This is a genomic window from Acidimicrobiales bacterium (assembly GCA_025455885.1).
Lineage (GTDB): Bacteria > Actinomycetota > Acidimicrobiia > Acidimicrobiales > Acidimicrobilacustridaceae > Rhabdothermincola_A.
Map to the genome: position 1 here is coordinate 64,202 of JALOLR010000009.1, position 24,572 is coordinate 88,773.

Below are 24,572 nucleotides of genomic sequence, written 5' to 3' on the forward strand. Positions count from 1 at the left end.
ACGGCCGTCCCCCGGTCCGGCAACGTTGAGCCCGTGAGCACCCCCTGGTCACCGTCGTCCTGGCGCGACTACCCGGCCGTCCAGCAACCGGACTGGCCGGATCCCGCCGCGCTCGACGCCACCGTCAAGCAGCTGGCCACCCTCCCCCCGCTGGTGTTCGCCGGGGAGGCCCGGCGACTCACCGCCGAGCTCGCCGAGGTGACCGCCGGCCGGGCGTTCCTCCTCCAGGCCGGTGACTGTGCCGAGTCATTCGACGCGTTCAGCGCCGACGCCATCCGCGACAAGCTCAAGGTCATCCTCCAGATGGCGGTGGTGCTCACCTACTCCTCGGGGCTCCCCCTCGTGAAGGTCGGGCGCATCGCCGGGCAGTTCGCGAAGCCCCGCTCGGCGGGCACCGAGACCATCGACGGCACCGAGCTGCCCTCGTTCCGTGGCCACATGGTCAACGACATCGTGTTCAGCGCCGCCGCCCGCAACGCCGACCCCGAGCGACTGCTCACCGCCTACAACCAGAGCGCGGCCACGCTCAACCTCCTGCGGGCCTTCACGAAGGGCGGGTTCGCCGACCTGTCCCGCGTGCACGCCTGGAACCAGGAGTTCGTGGCCTCGAGCGCCGAGGGACGTCGCTACGAGGAGGTGGCGACCGGCATCGACCGGGCGCTCAACTTCATGGCGGCGTGCGGCATCGACACCGAGAACACCCCCCAGCTGCACACCACCGACATCGCCACCAGCCACGAGGCGCTGATCCTCGGCTACGAGGAGGCCCTCACCCGGCAGGACTCCCTCACCGGCGGTTGGTACGACTGCTCGGCGCACATGCTCTGGATCGGCGAGCGCACCCGCCAGCTCGACGGGGCCCACGTCCACTTCCTCTCCGGTGTCGAGAACCCCGTCGGCTGCAAGGTCGGCCCCACCGCCGGCCCCGACGACGTGGTCGCCCTGTGCGAGGCGCTCAACCCCGGTCGCGTCCCCGGCCGACTCACCCTCATCAGCCGCATGGGCGCCGATCGTGTCGAGGCGGCGCTGCCGCCGCTGCTCGAGGCGGTGCGCGACGCCGGCCATCCCGTGGCGTGGGCGTGCGACCCGATGCACGGCAACACCTTCACGGCGCCGAGCGGACGCAAGACCCGCCACTTCGACGCGGTGCTCGCCGAGATCGCCGGGTTCTTCCGTGCCCACCGGGCCGTCGGCACATGGCCGGGCGGCGTCCACATCGAACTGACCGGCGACGACGTCACCGAGTGCCTGGGCGGCGCGGAGGAGATTGTCGACGCCGACCTCGACACCCGCTACGAGACGATGTGCGACCCGCGGCTCAACGCCCGCCAGTCCCTCGACCTGGCCTTCCGGGTCGCCGAGCTGCTCCGGGCCTGACCCGGCGTGGGGCGTAGGGGCCACCGCTCGCTCCCCGGCGAACATTGCCCCAAGACCTGATCGGGAAAGTCGACTTTCGGTCCTGCCCCGGCTAGATTCCCGACCTGGAACCTCAGGATTCGAACGTCGCAGCCGCGACCGGGGAAGGGACGACATGGCCGATCTCACGATCGACGCCGGCACGGCCGCCGACATCGCCAAGTTCGAGGAGCAGCTCGGCCGCTTCCTCGCCGGTGATCTCGCCGAGGACGTGTTCCGGGTCTTCCGCCTGAACAACGGCATCTACGGCCAACGCCAGGGCGGCCACAACCAGATGGTGCGGATCAAGGCGCCGGCGGGCCACATCACCGCCGAGCAGCTCGACCGCCTGGCCGACATCGCCGAGCGGTACTCGAGGGGATGGGGCCACCTCACCACCCGGCAGAACATCCAGTTCCACTACGTCCAGCTCGAGCAGGTCCCCGACGTGATGCGCGACCTCGCCGCCGTCGGGATGACCACCCGGGAGGCGTGCGGCGACACCGTGCGCAACGTCCAGGGCTGCCACCTCGCCGGGGCCTGCCCCTTCGAGATCCTCGACATCACGCCGTGGGCCGAGGCCGCGTTCCAGCACTTCCTGCGCAACCCGATCGCCCAGCGCCTGCCCCGCAAGTTCAAGATCAACTTCTCCGGGTGCAGCACCGACTGCGGCCAGGCGATGTTCAACGACGTCGGGGTGATCGCCACCACCCACACCCACGACGACGGCCGTGTCGAGGCCGGGTTCCGCGTCTACATCGCCGGGGGCCTCGGCACCACCCCCCACCCCGCGCTCGCCCTCGAGCCCTTCACCAGCCGTGAGGACCTGCTGCCCACCATCGAGGCGCTGCTGCGGGTCTTCGACCAGGCCGGCAACCGCGACAACAAGCTCCGCGCCCGCATGAAGTGGCTCGTCGACGCGCTCGGCTTCGAGGAGCTGCAGCGACGGGTCTTCGCCAGCCGCCATCTGCTGCTGGCCTCGTCGTCGTGGCCTGGCGGCATCCCCACCGAGGTGGAGAAGCACGGCGACCTACCCGCCGGCGTGGCCGCCGACGTGGCCGCCACCCCGATGGGACACGGCACCCCGGTGGCGTTGCGGCGCACCGGCGCCTTCGAGAGGTGGGAGGACGCGAACGTCGTGCGCGGCGTCGCCAACGGCACCGTCTCGGCCTACGCCCACGCCCACCTCGGCGACATCACGGCCGCACAGTTCCGCGGGTTGGCCGCGATCCAGCGCGAGCTCGGCGCCGAGGTGCGCATCACCAACCGCCAGAACCTGGTGTTCCGGGGCCTCTCGGAGCGTCAGCTCCCGGTGCTGCACAGCCGCCTCGACGCCATCGGGATGGCCAGCCCCGGCGCGGAGCTGGTGCGCGACGTGGTGGCCTGCCCGGGTGCCGACACCTGCAACATCGCCGTCACCCAGAGCCGGGGCCTGGCCGACGCCATCGCCTCGGCACTCGAGGCCGAGGGCCTCGGCGAGGTCGGCGGGCTGCGCATCAACATCTCCGGGTGCACGAACTCCTGCGGGCAGCACCACGTCGCCGACATCGGGTTCAACGGTGCCGAACGTCGAGCGCACGGCAAGTCCGCCCCCGGCTACCAGATGCTGCTCGGCGGCTACGTCGGCGACGAGCAGATCCACTTCGGCGAGAAGGCGCTGCGGGTCCCTGCGAAGGCCGCCCCCGAGGCGACGGTCCGGGTCGTGCGCCGCTTCGCAGGCGAGCGCGAGGCCGGGGAGACGTTCCGGGGGTGGATCGAGCGGTCCGGGGGCACCAAGGCCATCGCCGCGGAGCTGAAGGACCTCGACTGGTTCCCCAAGCCCGAGGACGATCCCAGCTTCTTCGTCGACTACGACGAGACCGGCCCCTACGAGGCCGAGGTCGGCGCGTCGGAGTGCGCCACGTGAGCCTGACCAACCTCTCGGCGCCCGAGCTCTCCGACGCCGAACTGGCCGCTCTCAGCGCCCAGTTCGAGTCGTGGCCGGCGTCGCGCATCATCGAGTGGGCGGTCGACACGTTCGCCCCGCACCTGGCGCTGACGGCGTCGATGACCGACTCCGTGCTCATCGACCTGGCCGTGAAGGTCGACCCCGCCATCGAGGTGGTGTTCATCGACACCGGCTACCACTTCCCCGAGACGCTCCAGACCGTCGAGGAGGTCCGGCGCCGGTACGGGTTGAACCTGCGGATCATGACGGTGCAGCGCCAGGACGAGCCCCTCTGGCAGGCCGACCCGTCGAACTGCTGCTCGGCGGTCAAGGTCGGCCAGCTCGACCGGGCCCTCGCCGGCAAGGCGGCGTGGATGAGCGGCCTCCGGCGGGCCGAGGCCGACAGCCGGGTGACCGCGCCGATCGTGGCCCGCGACCTGCGGGGCCTCGTGAAGGTGAACCCGATCGCCGCGTGGTCCGACCTCGACGTGGCCGGCTACATCGCCGACCACGGCGTGCTCGTGAACCCGCTGCTCGAGCAGGGCTACCCCTCCATCGGGTGCCAGCCCTGCACCTCGCGGCCCACCGACCCGACCGATCCCCGTTCGGGCCGATGGGCGGGCCTCGACCGCACGGAGTGCGGCCTGCACGTCATGTAGCACCCCGGCGCCCGGGGCGGGCCGCTTGACCGCCAGAGGTGGTCAGAGTTGACTACGGCCGTGGCAGGAACGACCGGCGAGGTGACGACCGGGGTCGGGGCCCCGGCGGCACGCCGGACGACCTTCGGCTCGGGGACGGAGATCCCCACCCGGATGCTGGTCCTCGGCATGGTCCGCAAGGACGCCACCCTGCACGCCGCCGACGTGTACCCGGTGGCCGAGGCGTGCGGCCAGACCGCCGAGCAGGTCCGGTCGTGCCTGCGCCGCCTCGTCGCCGAGGAGCTGTTCGACCGCGAGGGCGAGGGCCGGGAGGCCTCCTACCGGGCCACCCCCCACGGCGTGCGGACCATGGCCGCGTCGATGGAACGGACGCGGCTGGCGTTCACCCAGGACGCCGCCGGGCGGGGCTGGGACCGACGATGGCACCTCGTGGCCTTCGCCGTCCCCGAGGCCAACCGCCGCGCCCGGGACGCCTTCCGCGACCACCTCCTCGAGCTGGGCGGGGCCGCCGTCCAGAACGGCCTCTACGTCTCGGCGCGCGCCTGGGAGGCGGACGTCGGCTCGGCCGCCGACCGCCTCGGGGTCGGCGACCACGTCACCGTGGCGTCCACCGACGACCTCGCCGTCGGCGGTGCCACCGACCCCCGGGAGCTGGCCGCCCGCTTCTGGGCCATCGACGAGCTCGGCGAGCGGTACCGGCGGTTCATCGAGGCCTACGAGGACGTCCCACCCCTCCTCGAGCAGTGGCGGCGCGACCACCGCCGGCTCACCGAGGCCGAGTTCCTGCCCGGGAGCCTGGCCATGGGCATCGACTTCCAGGCCTGCTTCGACCGCGATCCGCTGCTGCCACCCGAGCTCCTCCCCCGCCCGTGGCCCGGGCGGGCGGCCCGCGAGCTGCTCTTCACCTGCCGACGCCTCGGCGTGCTCCTGAGGGAGGCCCACGACGCCCCCCAGCTGTTCGCCCCGTGGGACGACCTCCTCCTCCGGTTCCGCCACGGCACGGGTGTCGAGACGCCGGCGACCACGACGATCGCAGGCCGATGACGTCGACCCACGACGCCGGCACCGCCACAGCGGCAGGGCGGGCGGTGACCCGATGGGCCCCGGGGTTGACGATGCTGCGCGCCTACGAGCGGCCGTGGTTCCGCCCGGACCTCGTGGCCGGCATCGTGCTGGCCGCCATCCTCGTCCCCCAGGGGATGGCCTACGCCGAGCTCGCCGGGCTGCCCGCGGTCACCGGCCTGTACACGACGATCGCCTGCCTCGTGGCCTACGCGGTCTTCGGCCCGTCGAGGGTGCTGGTGCTCGGCCCCGACTCGTCGGTCTCGCCCCTGATCCTCGCCGCAATCACGCCGCTGCTGGTCGTGGGCGACCCCGACAGCGCCATCACGCTTGCGGGGATGCTGGCCATCATGGTGGGGCTCATCCTCATCGGGCTCGGGGTGGCCAAGCTCGGCTTCATCGCCGACCTCCTGTCGAGCGAGGTCCGGGTCGGCTACCTCAACGGCCTGGCCATTACCATCATCGTGGGCCAGCTCCCCAAGCTCTTCGGCTTCTCGACGGACGCCGACGACTTCCTCGGCGAGGTCGGTGCGTTCCTCGACGGGCTCGACCAGACGAACCGCGCCACGCTGGTGACCGGCCTCGCCGTCCTCGTGGTGTTGCTCGTGATGCCGCGCTTCACCCGCCGGGTGCCCGCAGTGCTCGTCGCCGTGGTCGGCGTCACCATCGCCTCGTCCGTCCTCGATCTCGCTGCGGACGGCGTGGCCACGGTGGGCACCCTGCCCCAGGGTGTGCCGACACCGTCGCTCCCCTGGACGGCTTGGTCCGATGTCGGCCCGCTGCTCGTCGGCGCCATCGGCATCACGATGGTGTCGCTCACCGACACCATCGCCACTTCCAGCAGCTTCGCCGCCCGCCGCGGCGAGGAGGTCGACCCCGACCACGAGATGGTGGGCATCGGCACCGCCAACATCGCCGCCGGGTTCTTCCAGGGCTTCGCGGTCTCGGTGAGCAGCTCCCGCACGGCCGTGGCCGATCAGTCGGGGGCGAAGTCACAGCTCACCGGGTTGATCGGCGCCGGGCTCGTCGCCGCTTTGTTGCTCTTCCTCAACGGCCTGCTCTCCGATCTCCCCCAGACCGCGCTCGCCGCGGTGGTCATCACCGCGGCGCTGAGCCTGGTCGACCTCACCGCGCTGAAGCGCTTCGCCACCGTGCGACCCTCTGCGCTGGCCATCAGCCTCGTGGCCACCGCCGGCGTCATCTTCCTGGGCGTCCTCGAAGGGATCGTCCTGGCCATCGTGCTGGCCGTGCTGCTGTTCTTCCGGCGCAACTGGTGGCCGCACGGCGCCGTGCTCGGACAGGTACCCGAGCTCGGCGGCTGGCACAGCCTCGACGCGTACCCGGAGGCCGAGCAGCTCCCCGAGGTCGTCGTGTACCGGTGGGAGGCGCCGCTGTTCTTCGCCAACGCCGGCCAGTTCCGCCAACATGTGCGCCGCCTCGTCCGGGAGCGTCGACCCCACTGGGTGGTGTTGCAGTGCGAGGCCATGACCGACCTCGACGTCACCGCCGCCGAAGTCCTCCGCGACCTCGACGAGGAGCTCAACGCCGACGGCGTGCACATCGCCTTCGCGGAGATGCGCGACCGCCTCCAGGTTCGTGTGCAGCGCTACGGCCTGCACTCCAGCCTCGATCAGGAGCACTTCTACCCGAGCCTCGAGCGAGCCCTCGAGGGCGTGCGGACGCACCTTCGCGGGGGCGACGAGGACGAGATCACCGACGACACCGGAGGAACGCCCGCATGACCGAGGACCTAGAGGCCTCCGCAGGAGATTCGCCCAGCGGGAACCCGCGCCTCGCCCTGCTCTTGGCGATGGCGATGTTCGTGCTCGTCGTCGACACCTCGCTCATGAACGTCTCCATCTCCGCCGTGGTCGCCGACCTCGACACCACCGCCAGCGGCGTCCAGTCCGCCATCGCCCTCGAGGCCCTGGTCTCGGCCGCCTTCATCCTGATCAACAGCAAGCTGGGCGACCTCATGGGGCGCCGGCGGGCCTACGTGCTGGGCCTGCTCGCCTACGCCATCGGGGCCCTCGCCATGACGCTGGCCCAGGACCTGCGCACGGTCGTCGTCTTCTGGGCGATCGTGGGCGGTCTCGGCGCATCCCTCCTGCTGCCGGCCATGCAGTCGCTCATCCACGGCAACTTCGAAGGCACCGCCCAGAAGAAGGCCTACGCCCTGGTCGGCGCCTCCGCCGCGATCGCCGCGGCCGTGGGCCCCCTCCTCGGCGGCTTCCTCACCACCTACCTCTCGTGGAGGGTCGGCTTCGCCCTCGAAGCCGTCATCATCGCCGTCGTGCTGTCCCAGATCCGCCTCGTCCGGGACGTGCCCTACACCGGGCCGCGCAGGATCGACGCCGTCGGGGCCGTGCTCTCCGTGGTCGGCATGGGGGGTGTCGTGCTCGGCATCCTCGTCTGGCAGGAGGGCGGCGAGTTCGTGGCGCTCTTGATCTCGGTCGGCGCCGTCGCCCTGGGTTCGCTGGCCTGGTGGCTGGTGAGGAGGAAGCGGGACGGCAAACCCACGTTGCTCGACCCGGATCTCTTCGCCCACGTCAACTTCCGGATCGGTGTGTCCCAGCAGATGCTCCAGAACGTGGTCCTCGGTGGAGCGATGATCGCCCTGCCCCTCTTCCTGCAGATGACGCTCGAGCTCGACGCGATGCAGACCGGCCTCTCGTTGGCCCCGCTCTCGCTCTCGATGTTCGCCGTGGCACTCATCGCCGGCAGGAAGCTCAGCGACAGACGGCCCGCCGACATGGTGCTGAGCGGGTTCGCGCTGGCCGCCGTCGGCGTCGGGGCGATCGTCCCCCTCGTGCCGAGGGTCGACTCGGGCTGGTACCTGGTCGTCCCGCTGCTCGTCACCGGCACGGGACTGGGCCTGCTCGTGTCCCAGCTCAACAACTTCACCCTCGCCCCCATCTCGGAGGACCGGATCAGCGAGGCCGCCGGCGTCAACTCCGCGTCGGGCTCGTTCGGGCTGTCGTTCGGTCTGGCGGTGGCGGGCGCGCTCATGTTGTGGGCCCTCGCTCTCAGCTTCACCACCATGACCGAGTCGAGCACGGTCATCCCCCCACGTCAGCAGGAGCAGATCGCGTCGGAGCTCGAGACCGACGCCGAGGTCATGAGCAACACCGCCCTCGCGGCACAGCTGGAGGGGGAGCCACGAGCGATCCAGGAGGAGGTCCTGGCCATCAACACCGACGCTCGCAACCTCTCGCTCCAGGTCGCGCTGTTGGTGCCCGTCCTCGCCGGGCTCCTCGGTGTGGTCAACGGCATCCGCATGCGTCGGCTCCCCGACATCACCCCCGTCGCGCCGATCGACGGCGCGGGGTTCGGCTGACACCCGTCGTCGACCGCGGGCACCCGACACGGGGCCACGATCGCCGGCCCGGGCCGACGCGCCGTCAGGCGAGGTTCTCGACGAAGCGTTCGAGCTGACGCATGTTGCGGCACTCGAAGACCCCGTCGCAGTGCACCCCGTACTCGCCGACGATCGAGTCACCGGTGTCCCAGTAGGAGCCGGGCTCGGGGTTGAGCCAGTACACGTGGCGGGCCTTCTTGCGGATCTCCTTGATGACCCACGCCTGCGAGGCGTGGTAGTTGTTCCGGGCGTCGCCGAGGACCATCACCGTCGTCTTCGGGCCGATCTCGCGCCCGTACCGGTCCCAGAAGACCTCGAAGGCGTGGCCGTAGTCGCTGTGCCCGTCGACCCACACCACGTCGGCCTCGGTGTTCACGCGGTGCACGGCTTCACCGATGTCGTCGACGCCCTCGAAGAACCGGGTGACCTCGTCGATGCCGTCGATGAACACGAACGACCGCACCTTCGAGAACTGCCCGGCGATGGCGTACACGAGGTGGAGGGTGAAGCGGGCGAAGCTGGCCACCGAGCCCGAGATGTCGGCGATCACGAAGATCTCCGGCTTCGAGGGCCGGGGGTAGCGGAACCTCGGTTCCACCGGCACACCGCCGTAGCTGAGCGACTGGCGCACGGTGGCCCGGAAGTCGAGGGGGCCCTTGCGCCCGTGGCGCCGCTTGCGGGCGAGGCGGACGGCCAGCTTGCGGGTGAGGGGGTAGATGGCCTTGCGCAGGGACACCAGCTCCTCCCGGCTGGCGTGCATGAAGTCGATGTCCTCGGGAAGGGGCTTGCGGAGGGTCTTGGCCATCGCCTCGACACCCCGGTCGGCCACCAGTCGCCGGCGGATCTCGGCCTCGACCTCCTGCTTGAGCCGGTCGATGCGGCTCTCGAACTCGTCGCGCTCCAGGCGCTCCTCGAGAGGTGTCAGCGGCTCGGGGGCCTCGTCGCGGGACTGGGCCATCAGGGCCTCGAGGGTGTCGTCGAGGTCGAGGTTCCGCAGCGTGCGGTACAGGTAGTAGGTGCCGCCGACCGGCCGGCCGGGCTCCATCCCCGCGAAGCGCTTCACCGCCTGGCGGGCCAGGGCCCGCAACAGGGCCTCGTCGCCGTGGAGGAGGGCCTGGAAGAGCATCTCCTGGAGCTCCTCCGGCGAGAGGCTGTCGCCCCCGCCGCCCGCCCCCGCGCCGGCGTTGTCCTGCTGGCCCTGCAGTGACTCGTCGTCGTCCTCGGCGGCCTCGACGTCGTCGTCGGGTCGAAGCTGGTACTCCCGGCCCCGGATCGAGAAGTACACCTCGAAGACGGTCTCGAACGCCCGCCAGTGGGCGTTGTTCTTCACGAGCGTCGCCGCGAGGGCGTACTTGAAGGCGTCACGGTCCTCGAGGGGGATGTGGCGGACCGCCTCCATGGCGTCGAGGTTCTCGGTGAGGCTCACCGGCAGCCCGGCGGCGCGCAGCTCGCCCATGAACCCGCCGAGGAGGTCGAGCAGCGGCGAGCCGGGGTCGGCGACGGCCACGCCGCCGGCGCCGACCGGGGCCTCGGTGCCCCCCGGACCGCGGCCGGGGTCGACGTCGGGCGTCGGGCTCACGTCCGGGGCACGCCGGGCTTGCGGGGGCCGCCCCGGTCGCCCGACAGCTCCTTCGTGGCCTTGGCGATGTCGCTCTGGTACTTGAGCAGGATGTGGAGCGTCTCGGTGGCCTCCGCCTCGTTGACGGCGTCGACGCCGAGCAGGAGGAGGGTGCGGGCCCAGTCGAGCGTCTCGGACACCGACGGGGCCTTCTTCAGCTCGAGCTGGCGGATCGACCGCACGATGCGGGCCACCTGGTCGGCGAGGCTGTCGGTGATGTCGGGGATCTTGGCGAGGACGATCTCCTTCTCGCGATCCATGTCCGGGTAGTCGATGTGCAGGAACAGGCAGCGCCGCTTGAGGGCCTCGGAGAGCTCCCGGGTGTTGTTGGAGGTGAGGAACACCATCGGGATCTGGCGGGCCTCGATGGTGCCCAGCTCGGGGATCGACACCTGGTAGTCGGAGAGGATCTCGAGCAGCAGCGCCTCGGTCTCCACCTCGACACGGTCGACCTCGTCGATGAGCAGCACCACCGGGTCCTCGGCACGGATGGCCTCGAGCAGCGGGCGGGTGAGCAGGAACTCGTCGGAGAAGATGTCGGTCTCGATGTCCTCCCAGGTCGACTCGTTGTTCCGCTCGGCCTGGATGCGCAGGAGCTGCTTCTTGTAGTTCCACTCGTAGAGCGCCTTGGACTCGTCGAGGCCCTCGTAGCACTGGAGGCGGATCAGTCGGGCACCGAGGATCTCGGCCACGGACTTCGCCAACTGGGTCTTCCCGGTGCCGGCAGGGCCCTCGACGAGGATCGGCTTGCCCAACCGGTCGGCGAGGAACACCACCCCGGCGATGCCCTCGTCGGAGAGGTAGTTGACCTCCCCCAACGACGAGCGGACGGCAGCGGGTGACTCGAAGCGGTACTCCATCCGATCGACCCTACCGTTCTCATTGCGCCCTCCTCGGCGACGCCTCGTCGGGACGCAGTGCGTGCGGGGACGCTGGCGCTTCCGTTCCCATGGCGCCCTCCTCGGCGACGCCTCGTCGGGACGCGGTGCGTGCGGGGACGCTGGCGCCTCCCCCGCACGCCTGGCCCGGCCCGTCCGGGCGACCACAGCCGGCCGCACGTTCCCATGGCGCCCTCCTCGGCGACGCCTCGTCGGGACGCGGTGCGTGCGGGGACGCTGGCGCTTCCCCCCGCACGCCTGGCCCCACCCCACCGGACACCCACCCCTCGGCGACGCCTCGTCGGGACGCGGTGCGTCCGTCAGCCGCGGGTCTGGCCGGTGCCGTGCACGACGTACTTGGCGGTGGTGAGCTCACGCAGGCCCATCGGACCGCGGGCGTGGAGCTTCTGGGTCGAGATCCCGATCTCCGCGCCGAACCCGAACTCCTCGCCGTCGACGAAACGGGTGCTGGCGTTGACCACCACCGCGGCGGCGTCGACCTCGGTCGTGAAGCGCTCGGCCGCCTCGAGCGACCGGGTCACGATCGCCTCGCTGTGGCCCGAGCCGTAGCGGGTGACGTGGGCGATGGCGGCGTCGAGGGAGTCGACCACCCCCACGGCCAGGCGCAGGTCGAGGAACTCGGTCGACCAGTCCTCGTCCGATGCCGGGGTCGTGCCGGGCAGAACCGCTCCCGCACGAGCGTCGACGAGCAGCTCGACCCCGTCGAGGGCCTCGGCCGCCCGGGGCAGGAACACCCCGGCCACGTCGGCGTGCACGAGCAGCGTCTCGGCGGCGTTGCACACCGAGGGCCGCTGGGTCTTCGCGTTCACGACGATGTCGAGCGCCATGTCGAGGTCGGCGTCGGCGTCGACGTAGACGTGGCAGTTGCCGTCGCCGTCGATCACGTAGGGGACCGTGGCGTTCTCGAGGATGGAGCGGATCAACGACGGCCCGCCCCTGGGGATGAGGCAGTCGATGGCGTCGCGCTGGCGCATGAACTCCACGGCCGCCTCGCGGCTGGTGTCGGTCACGAGTTGCACGGCGTCGGCGGGGAGCCCGGCCTTGGCGACGGCGTCACGGAGCACGTCGGCGATGACGGTGTTCGAGGAGATGGCCCCCGACGACCCCCTCAGGAACGCGGCGTTGCCGGACTTCAGGCACAGCCCGGCGGCGTCGGAGGTGACGTTCGGGCGGTTCTCGTAGATGATCGCCACCACGCCGAGCGGCACCCGCACCCGCCGGATGCGCAACCCGTTGGGGCGGACCCACCCGTCGAGCACCTCGCCGACCGGATCGGCCAACGCCGCGACCTGGCGCAACCCCGAGGCCATCGCCTCGATGCGCCGGGGGTCGAGGCGGAGCCGGTCGACGACCGTCGACGACACGCCCTCGGCCTCGGCGCGGGCGACGTCGGCGGCGTTGGCCTCGAGGATCGGGGCGCTCCGGTCGACCAGCAGATCGGCGGCGGCCAGCAGGGCGTCGTCCTTGGTGGCGGTGGACGCCGTGGCCAACGCCCGGGAGGCCTGCTTGGCTCGGCGGCCGAGCTCGGGGATGGGCACGGGGGCCCCGGTGGCAGCGGGATCGGTCACGCCCGAGAGGCTACCGGCGGGCCACCGCGGGGCCGGAGGGCGGGCCGGGTACGTTGTCGCGATGATCCCCGCCGGCGCGCCGTCCTCCTGCACGGCCCCGGCGCAGCGGCGGTGAGCAGCTCGACCCGCTGGCGCGACCGCGTCGCCGCGGCCCTGCCCCGCCGCTCCCGGTGGCGGATGCGGACCCGGGCGCTCGGCCCCCGGTGGCAGCGCTTCGTGGTCGACGCCGTGGCCGCCGAGGACCGCTACCTGGCGGCCGTCCGCCGGATCGACCGCGGCCCGCTCCGCGACCGCCTGGAGGCCATCGGCGACGACGTCGCGGTCGCCGTCGAGGAGACGTGGCGGGTGGCCGCCGCCGGCCAGGACCTCAACGATGCCCGCGACGGCATCGACGTCGCCGGCATCATCGCCGAGCTGGCCGCCGCCGAGCGCGCCGGCGGCTCCGCGGCGGAGGCCCGCCGCCGCCAGCTCGACATCGCCAAGCGCATCGACCAGCGCCTCACCGCCACCGAGCGCCGCCTCGCCGAGCTCGACGCCCGCCTCGACGAGACGGTGACGCGGACCCTGGAGCTGGGCGCCACCCAGCAGACCGACGCCCTGGCCCTGATCGGCACGACGGTCGACGACGTCGTCGCCGAGCTGCAGGCGCTGGCGTCGGGCCTCGACGCCCTGCCCCCCACACCCTCCGACGCACCCCTCCCTCCTCCCCTGCCGCCGTTCGAGCCGCCCGGGTCCCGCGACGAGAGGCCCGAGCCCGGGCCGGCCGTCCCCCCCTACGAGGGTCCGATGCCCGATGATCCCGACCCGGACCCGCTGGAACGGGGCGGGGGGGCCGTCGGCGGGCCCGAGGGCGAGCGTCGCGAGGGCATGCCTCCGCCCGACCTGCCATGACCGCGACGGGCGGCAGCCGGCTGTTGCGCTCGTCCGGGGTCGTCGCCCTCGGCACGGCGCTCAGCAGGGTCACCGGGCTCGTCCGCACCGTCGTCATCGTCTACGCGCTCGGCACGACGGCGCTGGCCGAGGCCTACAACCTCGCCAACACCACCCCCAACCTGCTCTACGACCTGGTGCTCGGCGGCATCCTGGCCGCCACGCTCGTCCCCGTCGTCGTCCAACAGCTCGACCACGACGACACCGACAGCATCAACGCCCTGGCCACCGTCGTCACCGTGGTGCTCGGGGTCACGACGGTCGTGGCGATGCTGGCCGCCCCGTTGATCATCCGGGCCTACAACCTCACCGAGTCGGGCGACGAGGCCGCCCGGCAGGCCGAGGTGGCCGTCCCGCTCCTCGTCCTGTTCATCCCCCAGATGTTCTTCTACGGGCTCACCGCGCTGGGCTCGGCGATCCTGAACGCCAAGCGCTACTTCGCGGTGCCCGCCTTCGCCCCGGTGCTCAACAACATCGTGGTGATCTGCCTCTTCCTCGCCCTGCCGAGCCTGGCCGGGGGCGACCAGCCCACCTTCGAGCAGGTCAGGGACGACCGGGGGCTGCAGTTCCTCCTCGGCCTCGGGACCACCGCCGGGATCGTGGCGATGACCCTCGTGCTCTGGCCGGCGTTGCGCTACGCCGGCGTCCGTCTGCGTTGGCGGTTCGACCTGCGCGACCCGGCGGTCCGCCAGGTGGGGCGCCTGTCGGGCTGGACCCTCGGCTACGTGGTCGCCAACCAGGTCGCCTTCTTCACGATGATCGTCCTGGCCAACGGCGTCGACGGCGTCACCGTGTACACGACGGCCTACATCTTCTTCCAGCTCCCCTACGGGCTGTGGGCGGTGTCGGTGATGACCGCCTTCACCCCGGAGATGGCGGCCGCGGCGGTGGCCGAGGAGTGGGACCGGCTGCGGGCCCGGTTCACCTACGGGCTGCGCCTGGTGCTGGTCCTGATGTTGCCCGCCGCGGTGGGGATGGCCCTGCTCGCCGGACCCGGGGTGGAGCTCGTGCTCGAACGAGGGGCCCTCGACGCCGCCTCGTCGGACACCATCGCCACGACCCTCGCCGCCCTGGCCGTCGGTCTGCCGTTCTTCTCGGCGTACCTCTTCGCCATGCGGGGGTTCTACGCCCTCCGCGACACCCGTACGCCGTTCGTGGTGAACGTAGGCGAGAACGTCCTCACGATCGTCCTGGCCGTCGCCCTCGTCGGCCCGTTCGGGGTCGAGGGTCTGGCGGCGGCGTTCTCGGGGGGCTACGTGGTGTTCAGCGTGGTGGCGCTGGTGGTGCTGCAGCGCCGCATCGGCCCGTGGTTCGACCGAAGCACCGCCCGGGGGATCGTGCGGCTGGCCGCGGCGACGACGGTGATGGCACTGGTGGTCGGGGGTGTGCTGTGGGGGCTCGGCACCGGTCTGGCCGCATCGGTCCTGGCGGGGCTGGCGGGGTCGGCGGCCTACGTCGTGGTGTTGCTGGCGCTGCGGGCCGAGGAGCTACGGGCGGTCACCGACCGCCTGCGACGGACCGACCGTCGCGCCGCGGAGCGCTCCGGTTAGCCTGCCCGCCATGGCAAACGCACTCACCCGCTGGTGGAAGTACCTCGGCGCCAAGGCCGACTCGTCGCTCGACGAGCGGGCGGACCCGAAGGTGCAGCTCGAGCAGGCCATCCGCGAGGCCCAGGATCAACACCGGCGCCTCCGAGAGCAGGCCGCCAACGTGATCGCCAACCAGAAGCAGGCCGAGATGCGCCTGAACCGGACCATGGGCGAGTACGAGAAGCTCACCGCCAACGCCCGCCAGGCGCTGATCATGGCCGATCAGGCCACCAAGTCCGGCGACGAGGCCAAGGCCGTCGAGTACACGCAGGCCGCCGAGGCCTTCGCGAACCGGCTCATCGCCGTCGAGCGCGACGTCGAGGACACCAAGACGCTGGTGCTGCAGTCCTCCCAGGCCGCCGAGCAGGCCAAGGCGGCCGTCGCCCAGAACTCCGCGGCGCTGCAACAGAAGCTGGCCGAACGCCAGAAGCTCCTCGGCCAGCTCGACCAGGCCAAGATGCAGGAGCAGATGAACTCGGCGATGGCGACGCTGTCGGCGACCGTCGGCGAGGACGTACCGACCTTCGAGCAGGTGCGCGAGAAGATCGAGCTGCGCTACGCGAAGGCCAAGGGCGCCCAGGAGCTCACCTCCCAGGGCGTCGAGGGGCGCATGATCGAGGTCGAGAAGGCGGCCATGAACACCGAGGCGGTGGCACGCCTCGACGTGCTGCGTGAGCAGATGGGCCTGCCCGTCGCCTCCGCCAGCCACGACGCCGCCGAGCTGTTGGCCGAGGCCAAGAAGCTCGAAGCCCCCGGCGCCTCCAGCTCCCCCGAGACGCCGGCGAGCTGACTCGTCCTTGCGGCCCGGCCCGGCCCGCGCCCCCTGGATCAGAGCACGTCGATCCGGCAGCGGATGCCAGGGGCACGGGCGAGCCGTCGGTCGAGGGTGACGAGGGTCGCGTCCATCGCCTCGGCGAGGGCGACGTAGAGGGCGTCGTACCCCCGGACGTCGTCGCGCAGCTCCCACGCCCGAGCGAGGAAGGTACGGTGCGACCAGCGCTCACCGGGCCACGCCGTCAGGTCGGCCACGGCGAGGGAGGCCGCGGTGTCGTCGAGATCGCCTCGTCGATGGTGGGCGGTGATCACGGCCAGCACCTCGGCGTCGACGAGGTGGGGGGCGGCGTGTTCGTCGTCGGCGGCGAGGACCTGGCGGATGGCCCCGGACTCCGGCGTCGCGGCCACGACCTCGAAGAGTGCCGCGGATCAGGGGAGGACGACGAGGTCGTCGACGTGGACCAGCGCCGCCGGCACGCCGTCGGGCAGGTCGGCGCTGCGCCGCCCGGCCATCGTGCGGGCGGTGGCCGCCGAGGTGCGGGCCAGGCCCTTGGCGAACACGGCGCCGCCGACGTCGACGATCTCCACCGCGTCATCGGCGTCGAAGTCACCACGCACCTCGGTCACGCCGGCCGGGAGCAACGACGCTCCACCACGCTCGAGCGCCCGGCGGGCCCCCTCGTCCACCACCAGCGTGCCCGCCGAGCCGACCGCGAAGGCGATCCACAGCTTGCGGGCCGGGAGCCGGCGGTCGTGGGGCACCACCACGGTGCCCACCCCGGGAGCACCCGCGACGGCGTCGGCCAGCACCCGGTGCCGGGCGGCGGCGGCGATGACGGTGCGCACCCCACTCCAGGCGGCGATCTTGGCCGCCGCCACCTTGGAGGCCATGCCGCCGCTCCCCCCGGCGGTGCCGGGGCCCCCGGCCAGCGCCTCGAGGGCGTGGTCGACCTCGACGATCTCCTCGATGAGCGACGCCGAGGGGTCGAGGCGGGGGTCGGCCGACAACAGCCCCGGGGTGTCGGTGAGCAGGACCAGCAGCCCCGCGTCGACGAGGTGGGCGACGAGGGCGGCCAGCCGGTCGTTGTCCCCGAAGCGGATCTCGTCGTCGGCCACGGCGTCGTTCTCGTTCACCACGGGCACCGCTCCGAGCTCGAGCAGGCGGCGCACCGTGCCCCGGGCCTGGAGGTACTGGCGGCGGTGGACGAAGTCGAGTGGGGCGAGCAGCACCTGGGCGGCCACGAGACCGTGGGCGGACAGCGTGTCGTCGTAGACCTGCATGAGCCGGCTCTGGCCGACCGCGGAGACGGCCTGGAGGGTGACGGCGTCCCGGGGGCGTCGCTCGCCGCCGAGACCGAGGGGCGGGAGCCCGGCGCCGATGGCCCCCGAGGTGACCACGACGACCTGATGACCCTGGGCGCGCAGCTCGGCGACCTCGGCGCACAGCTTGGCGACCGCGGTCGCGCTCACCCGCCCCTCGGCGTCGGTCACCGAGGAGGTGCCGATCTTGGCGACGACGATCATCGCCGATCCCCGGGGCTCATTCGTCCTCGTAGTCGAAGGTCAGCCGGCCGATGTGGACGGTGTCGCCGTCACGGGCGCCGGCCCGGGCGAGGGCCTTGTCGACGCCCAGCTTCTTCAGTCGGGCGTGGGCGTAGTCGAGGGCTTCGAGGTTGGTGAGGTCCGAGAGCGCCACTGCCCGCTCGGCGGCCCGGCCGAGCACCCGGAAGCTGCCGTCGTCCTCGCGCTCCACGGTCACCCCTTCGGGGAGGGGTCGGTGGACGATGAACGCCTCGGGCTCGGGCTCGGCGGCCCGCGCCCCGCGCACCGCGTCGGCCATCCGTCCGATCAGGTGGGGCAGCCCGGCGCCGGTGACCGCCGAGATGCACAGGTCGAGCTCGACACCGTCGCCGGTGGTGAGGCCCTGCCCGGCCTCGGCGAGGGTCAGGACCTCGGGCACGAGGTCGGCCCGCGATCCCACCACGAGTCGGGGTCGGTCGGCGAGGTCGGGCTGGTACTGGCGCAGCTCGCGCTGCAACACGTCGACCTGCTCGGCGGGGAGGGCGGTGTTCATCCCGTCGTCGCCGCCGGCGAGGTCGACGAGCAGCACCAGCACGCGGGCCCGTTCGATGTGGCGCAGGAACCGGTGGCCGAGCCCCCGGCCCTCGCTGGCCCCCTCGATCAGCCCGGGGATGTCGGCCACGACGTACTCGAAGCCGTCGTCGAGGCGCACCACGCCGAGGTTGGGCTCGAGGGTGGTGAACGGGTAGTCGGCGATCTTCGGCTTGGCCGCCGACACCCGCGAGACCAGCGTCGACTTGCCGACGTTGGGGAAGCCGACGAGGGCCACGTCGGCCATGAGCTTCAACTCGAGGTTGAGCCAGCGCTCCTCGCCCACCTCGCCCTGCTCGGCGAACATCGGGGCCCGGCGCCGGTTCGACAGGAAGCGGGCGTTGCCCTTGCCGCCCCGGCCCCCGGCGGCGGCCAGCCAGCGGTCGCCGGCGTGCACGAGGTCGGCCAGGACCGTGCCGTCGCGGTCGAGCACGACGGTGCCCTCGGGCAGGTGGACGACCTGGTCGCGGCCGCCCGCCCCGTGCTTCTTCTTGCCCTGGCCGTGCGTGCCGTTCTCGGCCCGACGGTGGGGGTGGTCCCGGAAGGCCAGCAGCGAGGCCACGTTGCGGTCGGCGACGAACCAGACGTCGCCGCCCTTGCCGCCGTCGCCGCCGTCGGGCCCGCCCTTGGCGACGTGGGCCTCGCGGCGCACGGCGACGCAGCCGGCCCCGCCGTCGCCGCCCCGCACGTTGATCTGGCACTCGTCGACGAACCCGGACACGACCGGTGAGCCTACGGCGCGGGAGCGGTCCCGCCGCCGACGTTGCCGCCCGGCACTCCGGGACCGGCGGTCAGCGGATGAGGCGGATGGGGTCGCCGGTCATCGCCGCCGACCACGTGGTGGTGTCCGCTGGGGTGGCGCCGGCGCCGACCACCGCCACGCGGACCTTCACCCAGCACCCGAGGGGGTCGGCCACGTTGCAGTTGTAGGTCCCGGGGATCGGGATGCGCACCTGGACGTTGCGCCCGTTGTAGTTGGCGCTGGTGATGCCCGACAGCGTGCACCCCGTCGCCGTGGCCCCCACGATCGGACCGCCGTCTCTGCTGAACGCGCACGCGAACGTGCCGGCGTAGTCGGCTGGTTGGACGAGCGTGAAGGTGGCCGAGCCGCCGCCGATGTCGGCCATGTCCCAGAAGACGAGCTGGAGGGTCTTGCCGGCCGTCTCGGGGGTGATGCGGGCCAGGAAGAACTCGGCGGTGGCGCCCAGCTGGTTCATGTAGATGGGAAGATTGCCGACCGCCGACAGCCTGACGCCCTCGAAGGTGGTGGGTGCGGCGGGGACGGTCGACAGCGACGACTGGGCGCCGACGGCCCCGGTGCCGAACCCGGTGCGCATCGTGTAGCGGTTGTGGCCGCCGGTGGTGGGCAGCGGGGTGGCGGCGCTCTCGAGCGACCCCGCCCCGGAGGTGAGGCCACCGGTGATGTCGCGCACCGGCGAGGAGAGGTCGGCGTTGGTGCGGATCTGCACCACGTAGTCGCCCTGCTCCACCGCGCCGGCGGGGATGGTGCAGATCGGGAACCACTTGCGGTAGTGGTCGCGGAACAGCACGTTCTCACGGCCCCGGGGGGTGTCGCTGGTGATCAGGTCGAAGATGCCGTTGCCCCCCGTGCGGGCCGGGTTGATCCACGGCTGGGAGCCCTGACCGGGGTTCCCGTAGGCGTCGAAGCTGATGGCGCACACCGCCGGGTTGTCGCTGAGGTCGCTCGGGGTGTCGTCGGGGGCCCGCACGATGTAGGTGGTGACGATCGACGAGCCGTTGGCGGTGCCCTGGGCGGTGAGGTTCTGGTCGCCCATGCACCACGGCGTGCGCCCGCCCTGGTAGCGCTGACCGGCGAAGGGGTCGGTGGCGCCGAAGGTGGTCTGGAGGGTGGTGATCTGGGCGGCGCTCATGTTGTTGGTGCCGCAGGCGTCGTCGTTGAACACGAACGCCGGGTCGTAGACCTCGAAGCGCAGGGGCTGGCCGGAGGTGGCCGTGGGCCCCACGTTGACGGTGTAGAGGTAGCCCGGTCGGGAGTAGTCGGTGTTCACGCCCCCGGCGGTGTTGACCGGGTCACAGCCCGCCCAGCTCCCGCCGCACTGCCCGGCGCTGCGCTTGTCGCCGTTCTGCTTGTTGGTCGACCACCCGGCGGTGTTGAGCACGAACTGGGGGTTGAACCCCCGCTCCGGGTCCTGGCCGGCCTGGGCCTCGGGGCTCCCCATCGAGACGGGCCGGATGAACTCCGAGGTGGCGCTGCGGGAGATGGTGGGGGGCGACGTGAGCAGCGCCGACGAGAAGTACTGGTCGACCTCGGGGTCGAAGATCCGGACCGTGAGCTCGTTGCGAGCGCTGGGGGTGACCGTGACCGTGACGCCGTTGACCCCGTTCTGGTACCCGTTCTTGCGCGCCGTCTCGATGGCCACCGAGGTGGCCTTGGTGGGCAGGTCGGGCAGGTACACCACACCGGCCAGCGAGGCCGCGTCGGCGGCGTTCTGCGCCTTCGACGCGGTCGCCGTCCAGGCGCCGAGGTCCACGGCGAAGCCCGTGAAGGCCAGGAGCGGCAGCAGGAGGAACGCGGTGAGGATGAGGACGTAGCCGTCCTCGGCACCGGAGCGGTCGCCCACGAAGCGGGCGGCACGGTGTCGGGCCGGGGGGCGGACGGAGGGGTGGGGGTCGGCGGGGGACGGTGTCGGATCAGGCACAGGAGACTCCCGTGATGCAGGGATCGAGGCGGAAGACCGAGGTGGCGGTCAGGTCGGCGGTCGGGTTGCCGATGATGCCGGTGAGCGCTTCGTAGCGGATCTTGATGTAGATGCCGAGGAAGTCGGGGTCGGTGACGTCGGTGCCCCTGCTGCGGGCCGTGGGGCACCAGGCGGCGTCCCAGTTGCCGGTGCACGTGGGGTTGCCGAAGTAGGTGAGCACGTTGCCGGCGAAGTCGACCTGGGCAGCGGAGTACACGTTGCAGCGCTGCGCGGGGATGCCCTTGGTCGTCAGGTCGTCGGCGATGGGCAGGTCGACGCACGGCTGCGGGACCCGGCCGTCGGCGGAGTCGGCCCGGAAGATCACGACCCGTTCGATCTCGCTGCCGCCCAGGGAGGCGAGCGACGCCTGCACGGACTGCAGGGCGTTGTAGTCGGCGAAGCGATCGGGGCCCTGGGTGGCGGCCGTGCGTCCGGCGGCCTCGGCGGCGCGGATGACGGTGTTCGACTCGCCCCAGGCCCGGCCGTACTCGAGCACGCCGAGCACCAGCAGCACCAGCAGCGGCAGGACCAGCGCCAGCTCGACGAGGGCGGTGCCCTCGTCACCCCGCGCCCGCCGGGTCGCCGACGGCTCGGCGTGGCGCCCCATCAGTCCACCACCCCGGGCTCGAGGCGGGTGATGACCGCCTCGGAGAAGTCGAACTGGGTGCCGAAGAGACCGGTCAGGTAGGGCCGGGAGATCTCGACGTACACGCCCACGAAGTCCGGACCGCTGTAGCTGGGGGCGGCGATGGGGTTCACCGGGTCGTTGACCCGGGCGATGCCCGGCCAGTTGCACTCGGGGCTCCCGGCGCTCTCGGCGCAGTTGAAGTAGTCGGTGTTCTTGGACTCGTAGGCCCGGAAGGCGAGCTCCGCGTCGTAGACGTTGCAGGCCCCGACGTAGTTGAGCGCCGGATTGGCGTTGGGTCCGCTGCCCGAGGTGCCGACCCCGTCCTTGCAGGTCTGCGGGACCTGGTCGGCGGCCGAGCCGGCCGTGGGGTCTTGAGCCCGGAAGATGACGATCTTCTCGATCCACTCGACGGGGATGGTGCCGAGGCCCTGGCGCAACGCCTTGATGGTGACGAAGTCGGCGGTCGCCTCGGGCAGGATCGGCGGGTCGCCGGTGACGGGCGGCGGGTCGTCGTCGAGGGCCCCGAGGTTGTTGGCGGCGATCGCCGCCGAGCGGGCGCCGTCGCTGACCGCGTCCTGGGTGGTGAGCAGGTCGCGGTACATGAGCCCGAACTCGATGATCCCGAACACGATCAGGAAGAACACCGGGGCCACGATGGCGAACTCCACCAGCGTGGTGCCGTCGTCACCCCTGGCGCGGGGTGGGGCGGGGCGACGGGGTCGACGCATCATGGCTTGGGGATCACCGGGTACACCGGCAGCGGCAGGGCGGCCGGCGGGTCGGACTGCACGGAGACGACGGTGAGGCGCAGGCTGGTCTCGCCGGCGGGGATGGGCCCGAAGGTGATGTTGCACGTGCCGGCGGCGTCGGTGGTGCACCCGACCACGAACGGCTGGCGACCCAGCTCGATGCGGCCCTCGACGACGGCGCCGGCCACGGGCTGGCCGCCGGGGTCGGTGACGGTGATCGGCGCGCTGATCTCCCATCGGCCCAACGGGTCGCCGACGATGATCTGGCTCACCGCCGGGCCGCCGACGACCGTCGAGGTGGGGGGCGGGGCGGTCGTCGTGGTGCTCGCAGGCGGATCGGTGGACGGCGGGGTGAGGGTGGTGGTGGGCGCCACGCCGGTGGTGGTGGGCCCGACCGGCGCCGGCACCGGGGTGCGCACGCATCCCGGCGGGGGCGGCCGGCTCGAGATGCACTCCGCCTGGGTGTTGGCCTGCTGGGTGGCCTCCGAGGAGAGGAAGTTGAACGCGCCGATGCCGACGACGAGGATCAGCGCCGCACCGAGGGCGTACTCCACCAGGGTGGCCCCTGCGTCTCGCTTCTGATCACCGCTCATCAGGCGCTCCTTGGGCCGGGGTTCGGGCCGGTCTCCGACCCGTACACCGTGATCCGATCGCCGGGAGGCCCTTCTGGTGTACCACTTTCGGTGAGGTCAGTGGCCGCGTTCGTCGGAAATGAGCCGTCCGACCCAGGGAGGAGAATCCCCTGGACCACTACCCATCGGCCGTTGTGCCCCGTCTCTTGAGGACGACCACGCTCCGTCACCGTTCGAGACGGGGCGCACTGTCGTCGCGGGCGGGCACACTTGAACCCATGGTTGCCGTCCCTCCCACCCCCCGCCAAGCCGCGTGGGCGGCCACCATGCGCCGTGCGCCCTCGGCCGGAGGGGTGGTGCTGGCCCACGGCGATGGTCCTGGTACCGCCGTGCTCGGCGGCGTGGTGGGACGCGAGGCGCGCGAGGCACGCGAGGACGCCACGTTGAGCGACGGGGCCACCCGTTCGAGCGGTGCGGGTCGTCGGGCGCGGGAGGAGGCCCCCGATCCCCTGCGGACCTGCTTCGAACGCGACCGCGACCGCATCCTGCACGCCACCGCGTTCCGCCGCCTGGCCGGCAAGACCCAGGTGTTCGTGTTCCCCGACGACCACCAGCGCACCCGCCTCACCCACGCCCTCGAGGTGGCGCAGGTGGCCACCGCCGTCGCCCGGGCGGTGGGGCTCAACGTGGCCCTCACCGAGGCCATCGCCCTCGGCCACGACTGCGGCCACGGGCCCGGCGGCCACGCCAGCGAGGACGCCTTCGACAGCTTCGTGCCCGAGGGCTACCACCACGCCGTCTGGGGGGCCGACGTCGTCCTCGCCCCGCTCAACCTGTGCGCCGAGACCCTCGACGGCATCCGCAGCCACTCCTGGTCGCTCCCGGCGCCGTCCACCCCCGAGGGGGCGGTGGTGAGCTGGGCGGACCGCTGCGCCTACAGCGCCCACGACCTCGAGGACGCCGCCGGCGCGGGCATCGTGCGCCCCGACGAGCTCCCCGCCTCGGTCGTCGACGTGCTCGGCGCCACCCGGCCGAGCCAGCTCGGCGCGCTGATCGGCGCCCTCGTCGACACCATCACCACCACCGGCGTGGTCGGCATGGACCCGGTCCACGCCGACGCCCTCGCCGACCTCCGCCGCTTCAACTACGAGCGCATCTACAACCGCCCCGACTCGGCGGCCCAGGGCGCCGCGGTGGCACAGCTGCTGCGGGCCCTCGTCGAGCACCTCGCCGCCGACCCGACCCTCCTGCCGCCCGACGCCGACCGCGACGATCCTGTCCGCGCCGCGGTCACCTACGTGGCCGGGATGACGGACCGCTTCGCCTTCGACGCCGCGGTGCGACTCCTCGACTGGCCGGTCGACCGGCTCCCGCAGGGCATCGACAGCGAAGGTCCCCGCCGGACCCGGTCCTGACGAGGCGTCAGCTGGGCAGGATGTCGACGAGCTTGCGCCCGTTGCGCTGCCCGAACTTCACCGTGCCGGCCGCCGTGGCGAAGAGGGTGTCGTCGCTGCCCTTGCCCACGTTCTCACCGGGGTGGATACGGGTGCCGCGCTGGCGCACCAGGATGGTGCCGGCGTTGACGGCCTGACCGTCGAAGCGCTTCACCCCGAGGCGCTGGGCCTGGGAGTCGCGTCCGTTGCGGGTGGACCCGCCGCCCTTGGTCTTGGACATCTGCTCAGCCCTTCGTGATGCCGGTGATCTCGATGGTGGCGTACTGCTGGCGATGGCCCCACCGGCGACGCTGGTTCGACTTGTTCTTGTACGTGAAGCCGGTGATCTTGGGCCCCTTGGCCTCCCCCACCACGCGGGCGGTGACGCTGGCGCCCGACAGCTGGGCCGGGGTGGCCAGCACGGCGTCGCCGTCGACGACGAGGACCGGGGTCAACGAGACCTCGTCGACGTCACCGAGGCGCTCGACCTCGAGACGCTGCCCTTCCTCGACGCGATACTGCTTGCCACCACTCTGGATCACGGCATACATAGGGACGCCATCCTAGCGACGGCGACTC

The 24,572-nt window shown here is 72.2% G+C and carries 22 protein-coding genes; 10 read left to right on the plus strand and 12 right to left on the minus strand.

All coding sequences use genetic code 11. The features are described 5' to 3' along the window. Nucleotides 1-33 precede the first annotated feature (33 nt). The 6 genes from MUE36_09500 (at nucleotide 34) to MUE36_09525 (ending at nucleotide 8,380) form a co-directional block, all read left to right on the plus strand. Nucleotides 34-1,377 (plus strand): 3-deoxy-7-phosphoheptulonate synthase class II, encoded by a 1,344-nt coding sequence (locus MUE36_09500; GenBank protein ID MCU0311166.1) that lies wholly within the window; start codon nucleotides 34-36, stop codon nucleotides 1,375-1,377. 154 nt (nucleotides 1,378-1,531) lie between these two features. After that, nucleotides 1,532-3,301: a nitrite/sulfite reductase gene (locus tag MUE36_09505; protein ID MCU0311167.1), complete on the plus strand. Its 1,770-nt coding sequence runs from the start codon at nucleotides 1,532-1,534 to the stop codon at nucleotides 3,299-3,301. Continuing rightward, entirely contained in the window at nucleotides 3,298-3,981 is a 684-nt protein-coding gene (locus MUE36_09510) for a phosphoadenylyl-sulfate reductase (protein ID MCU0311168.1), read from the plus strand. Before MUE36_09505 ends, MUE36_09510 begins: the two co-directional genes overlap by 4 nt. A gap of 60 nt (nucleotides 3,982-4,041) precedes the next feature. Next, nucleotides 4,042-5,025: a hypothetical protein gene (locus tag MUE36_09515; protein ID MCU0311169.1), complete on the plus strand. Its 984-nt coding sequence runs from the start codon at nucleotides 4,042-4,044 to the stop codon at nucleotides 5,023-5,025. Beyond that, the gene (locus tag MUE36_09520; protein ID MCU0311170.1) at nucleotides 5,022-6,785 is read left to right on the plus strand and encodes a SulP family inorganic anion transporter; all 1,764 of its coding nucleotides are present in this window, start codon (nucleotides 5,022-5,024) and stop codon (nucleotides 6,783-6,785) included. The genes MUE36_09515 and MUE36_09520 overlap by 4 nt, the downstream gene beginning before the upstream one ends. Then, nucleotides 6,782-8,380 (plus strand): MFS transporter, encoded by a 1,599-nt coding sequence (locus MUE36_09525; protein MCU0311171.1) that lies wholly within the window; start codon nucleotides 6,782-6,784, stop codon nucleotides 8,378-8,380. The genes MUE36_09520 and MUE36_09525 overlap by 4 nt, the downstream gene beginning before the upstream one ends. Before the next feature lie 64 nt (nucleotides 8,381-8,444). On the opposite strand, the gene MUE36_09530 is transcribed toward MUE36_09525, so the two are convergent. The 3 genes from MUE36_09530 to MUE36_09540 all read right to left on the minus strand — a co-directional run bounded on the left by MUE36_09530 (nucleotide 8,445) and on the right by MUE36_09540 (nucleotide 12,486). Continuing rightward, complete coding sequence (locus MUE36_09530) at nucleotides 8,445-9,980, minus strand: VWA domain-containing protein (GenBank protein MCU0311172.1); 1,536 nt, start codon at nucleotides 9,978-9,980, stop codon at nucleotides 8,445-8,447. Next, nucleotides 9,977-10,879 (minus strand): MoxR family ATPase, encoded by a 903-nt coding sequence (locus tag MUE36_09535; GenBank protein MCU0311173.1) that lies wholly within the window; start codon nucleotides 10,877-10,879, stop codon nucleotides 9,977-9,979. The genes MUE36_09530 and MUE36_09535 overlap by 4 nt, the downstream gene beginning before the upstream one ends. A 338-nt stretch (nucleotides 10,880-11,217) precedes the next feature. Continuing rightward, complete coding sequence (locus MUE36_09540; GenBank protein ID MCU0311174.1) at nucleotides 11,218-12,486, minus strand: glutamate-5-semialdehyde dehydrogenase; 1,269 nt, start codon at nucleotides 12,484-12,486, stop codon at nucleotides 11,218-11,220. A gap of 111 nt (nucleotides 12,487-12,597) precedes the next feature. Between MUE36_09540 and MUE36_09545 the strand changes: the two genes are divergently transcribed. Genes MUE36_09545 through MUE36_09555 form a run of 3 tightly spaced genes read left to right on the plus strand, consistent with a single transcriptional unit; the run spans nucleotide 12,598 to nucleotide 15,795 of the window. Next, entirely contained in the window at nucleotides 12,598-13,377 is a 780-nt protein-coding gene (locus MUE36_09545; GenBank protein MCU0311175.1) for a hypothetical protein, read from the plus strand. After that, nucleotides 13,374-14,966 (plus strand): murein biosynthesis integral membrane protein MurJ, encoded by a 1,593-nt coding sequence (gene murJ, locus MUE36_09550; GenBank protein MCU0311176.1) that lies wholly within the window; start codon nucleotides 13,374-13,376, stop codon nucleotides 14,964-14,966. The genes MUE36_09545 and murJ overlap by 4 nt, the downstream gene beginning before the upstream one ends. 10 nt (nucleotides 14,967-14,976) lie before the next feature. After that, a complete protein-coding gene (locus tag MUE36_09555) occupies nucleotides 14,977-15,795 on the plus strand; it encodes a PspA/IM30 family protein (protein MCU0311177.1) in 819 nt (272 codons plus the stop codon). A 38-nt stretch (nucleotides 15,796-15,833) separates the two neighbouring features. On the opposite strand, the gene MUE36_09560 is transcribed toward MUE36_09555, so the two are convergent. From MUE36_09560 to MUE36_09590, 7 genes are all read right to left on the minus strand, one after another. After that, nucleotides 15,834-16,187: a type II toxin-antitoxin system VapC family toxin gene (locus MUE36_09560; GenBank protein MCU0311178.1), complete on the minus strand. Its 354-nt coding sequence runs from the start codon at nucleotides 16,185-16,187 to the stop codon at nucleotides 15,834-15,836. 21 nt (nucleotides 16,188-16,208) lie between these two features. After that, complete coding sequence (gene proB / locus MUE36_09565) at nucleotides 16,209-17,303, minus strand: glutamate 5-kinase (GenBank protein MCU0311179.1); 1,095 nt, start codon at nucleotides 17,301-17,303, stop codon at nucleotides 16,209-16,211. A gap of 16 nt (nucleotides 17,304-17,319) precedes the next feature. Next, the gene (gene obgE, locus MUE36_09570; GenBank protein MCU0311180.1) at nucleotides 17,320-18,612 is read right to left on the minus strand and encodes a GTPase ObgE; all 1,293 of its coding nucleotides are present in this window, start codon (nucleotides 18,610-18,612) and stop codon (nucleotides 17,320-17,322) included. 70 nt (nucleotides 18,613-18,682) lie between these two features. Continuing rightward, nucleotides 18,683-20,494, minus strand: a complete 1,812-nt coding sequence (locus tag MUE36_09575) for a Tad domain-containing protein (protein MCU0311181.1) — start codon at nucleotides 20,492-20,494, stop codon at nucleotides 18,683-18,685. 70 nt (nucleotides 20,495-20,564) lie between these two features. Next, entirely contained in the window at nucleotides 20,565-21,218 is a 654-nt protein-coding gene (locus tag MUE36_09580) for a pilus assembly protein (protein MCU0311182.1), read from the minus strand. Beyond that, entirely contained in the window at nucleotides 21,218-21,970 is a 753-nt protein-coding gene (locus MUE36_09585; protein ID MCU0311183.1) for a pilus assembly protein, read from the minus strand. The genes MUE36_09580 and MUE36_09585 overlap by 1 nt, the downstream gene beginning before the upstream one ends. Beyond that, nucleotides 21,967-22,581, minus strand: a complete 615-nt coding sequence (locus tag MUE36_09590) for a carboxypeptidase-like regulatory domain-containing protein (protein MCU0311184.1) — start codon at nucleotides 22,579-22,581, stop codon at nucleotides 21,967-21,969. The genes MUE36_09585 and MUE36_09590 overlap by 4 nt, the downstream gene beginning before the upstream one ends. A gap of 257 nt (nucleotides 22,582-22,838) precedes the next feature. On the opposite strand from MUE36_09590, the gene MUE36_09595 reads away from it, so the two are divergent. Beyond that, entirely contained in the window at nucleotides 22,839-23,975 is a 1,137-nt protein-coding gene (locus MUE36_09595; protein MCU0311185.1) for an HD domain-containing protein, read from the plus strand. Nucleotides 23,976-23,982: 7 nt separating this feature from the next. On the opposite strand, the gene rpmA is transcribed toward MUE36_09595, so the two are convergent. Together rpmA and rplU are read right to left on the minus strand one after the other, a co-directional pair. Further along, a complete protein-coding gene (rpmA, locus tag MUE36_09600) occupies nucleotides 23,983-24,234 on the minus strand; it encodes a 50S ribosomal protein L27 (GenBank protein MCU0311186.1) in 252 nt (83 codons plus the stop codon). A 4-nt stretch (nucleotides 24,235-24,238) separates the two neighbouring features. Beyond that, a complete protein-coding gene (rplU, locus tag MUE36_09605) occupies nucleotides 24,239-24,544 on the minus strand; it encodes a 50S ribosomal protein L21 (GenBank protein ID MCU0311187.1) in 306 nt (101 codons plus the stop codon). Nucleotides 24,545-24,572: the final 28 nt, after the last annotated feature.

Coding starts and splice junctions, on each gene's coding strand:
- murJ (MCU0311176.1), top strand. CDS start 13,374: ATGACCGCGACGGGCGGCAGCCGGCTGTTGCGCTCGTCCGGGGTCGTC.
- MUE36_09520 (MCU0311170.1), top strand. CDS start 5,022: ATGACGTCGACCCACGACGCCGGCACCGCCACAGCGGCAGGGCGGGCG.
- rplU (MCU0311187.1), bottom strand. CDS start 24,544: ATGTATGCCGTGATCCAGAGTGGTGGCAAGCAGTATCGCGTCGAGGAA.
- MUE36_09595 (MCU0311185.1), top strand. CDS start 22,839: ATGGTTGCCGTCCCTCCCACCCCCCGCCAAGCCGCGTGGGCGGCCACC.
- MUE36_09590 (MCU0311184.1), bottom strand. CDS start 22,581: ATGAGCGGTGATCAGAAGCGAGACGCAGGGGCCACCCTGGTGGAGTAC.
- proB (MCU0311179.1), bottom strand. CDS start 17,303: ATGATCGTCGTCGCCAAGATCGGCACCTCCTCGGTGACCGACGCCGAG.
- MUE36_09535 (MCU0311173.1), bottom strand. CDS start 10,879: ATGGAGTACCGCTTCGAGTCACCCGCTGCCGTCCGCTCGTCGTTGGGG.
- rpmA (MCU0311186.1), bottom strand. CDS start 24,234: ATGTCCAAGACCAAGGGCGGCGGGTCCACCCGCAACGGACGCGACTCC.
- MUE36_09585 (MCU0311183.1), bottom strand. CDS start 21,970: ATGATGCGTCGACCCCGTCGCCCCGCCCCACCCCGCGCCAGGGGTGAC.
- MUE36_09505 (MCU0311167.1), top strand. CDS start 1,532: ATGGCCGATCTCACGATCGACGCCGGCACGGCCGCCGACATCGCCAAG.
- MUE36_09555 (MCU0311177.1), top strand. CDS start 14,977: ATGGCAAACGCACTCACCCGCTGGTGGAAGTACCTCGGCGCCAAGGCC.
- MUE36_09525 (MCU0311171.1), top strand. CDS start 6,782: ATGACCGAGGACCTAGAGGCCTCCGCAGGAGATTCGCCCAGCGGGAAC.
- MUE36_09580 (MCU0311182.1), bottom strand. CDS start 21,218: ATGGGGCGCCACGCCGAGCCGTCGGCGACCCGGCGGGCGCGGGGTGAC.